The following is a 1,261-nucleotide window of genomic DNA, read 5'->3' as shown; positions in this document are numbered from 1 at the left end:
CTCGTGCGCACCCCCGACGCGCAGCGGCTGCGCGACCTGCTGGCCGAACTGCCCGGCGTCGACGTGGAGCGGGCCGGGGAGGCCGGGGGGACCGGGGAGGCGGACCGCCTGGAAGTCACCGGCACCGACAGCGAGCGCATCGGCCGCCTGGCCGCCGCCCACTCCCTCGTGCTGTTCGAACTCACCCCCAAGCAGGCCTCCCTGGAGGAGGCCTTCATGGAGCTCACCAAGGACGCGGTGGAGTACCAGGCCGTCGTCACCCCCGCCCAGCCGGTCAAGGAGATGGCCGCATGACCACCACCACCGCCACCACTGCCACCGCCACCGCCGCCACCGCCGACCCGGTCCCGGCCGCGGCCCCCGTGTTCGCGCCCTCCTCCCGGCCCGCCCGCCCCGGCGTCACCCTCGCCCGGGCCGTCCACGCCGAGTGGATCAAGTTCCGCTCGCTGCGCTCCACCTACTGGACGCTCGGCATCACCGTCGCCCTCACCATCGGCTTCGGCGCCCTCCTGTGCTGGGGCACCGTCAGCCGCTGGGACCGCCTGCCCGCCGACGAACGCCTCCACTTCGGCGCCGCCGAGCACAGCCTCCTCGGCTACCACTTCGCCCAGCTGGCCATCGGCGTCCTCGGCGTCCTGATCATCACCGGCGAGTACTCCACCGGCATGATCCGCGCCTCGCTGTCCGCCGTCCCCAAGCGCCTGCCGGTGCTGTGGGCCAAGGCCGCCGTCTTCGGCGCCGTCGCCTGGGCGGTGTCCACCGCCGCCTGCCTCGTCGCCTTCTTCGTCGGCCAGTCGATCCTCGCCGGCAAGCACCTCGACACCACCCTCGGTGCCCCCGGCGTCACCCGCGTCGTGTTCGGCATGGGCCTCTACCTCACCGCCGTCGGCCTGCTCGCCGTCGGCCTTGGCACCCTCATCCGCAACACCGCCGGCGGCATCGCGAGCGTCTTCGGCGTCCTCATGCTCCTCCCGCTGCTCACCGAGGCCCTGCCCAGCTCCTGGCGCGACACCATCGCCCCCTACCTGCCCGGCAACGCCGGCCAGGCCCTCGCCACCCTCCACCAGGGCCCGCACGACCTCGCCCCCTGGACCGGCTTCGGCGTGATGTGCCTCTACGTCCTCGCCGCCCTCATCGGCGCCGCCGTCGTCCTCAAGCGACGCGACGCGTGACAGCCGCCCGTCGTCGCCCAGCGGCGGGACGCGTGACAGCCCCCCGAGGCCGCCGAGCGACGCGACGCGTGACAGCCGCCCTCCCCGTC

At 74.4% G+C, this 1,261-nt stretch carries 1 protein-coding gene and 1 pseudogene; both read left to right on the top strand.

Translation table 11 applies throughout. The features are described 5' to 3' along the window. Positions 1-294 (top strand): annotated as a pseudogene (locus tag AB0O00_RS40110) (ABC transporter ATP-binding protein); the annotation flags it as partial. Further along, positions 291-1,172 carry an ABC transporter permease gene (locus tag AB0O00_RS40105; protein WP_363659600.1) on the top strand — a complete coding sequence of 294 codons (882 nt, stop codon included), beginning with the start codon at positions 291-293 and terminating at the stop codon, positions 1,170-1,172. The pseudogene AB0O00_RS40110 and the gene AB0O00_RS40105, both read left to right, overlap by 4 nt. The last annotated feature ends 89 nt before the right edge of the window (positions 1,173-1,261 follow it).

It is taken from the genome of Kitasatospora sp. NPDC093558 (assembly GCF_040683475.1).
Taxonomy (GTDB): domain Bacteria; phylum Actinomycetota; class Actinomycetes; order Streptomycetales; family Streptomycetaceae; genus Kitasatospora.
Note: the sequence above shows the minus strand (reverse complement) of the source record. Positions and strands in the feature narration are given on the sequence as shown.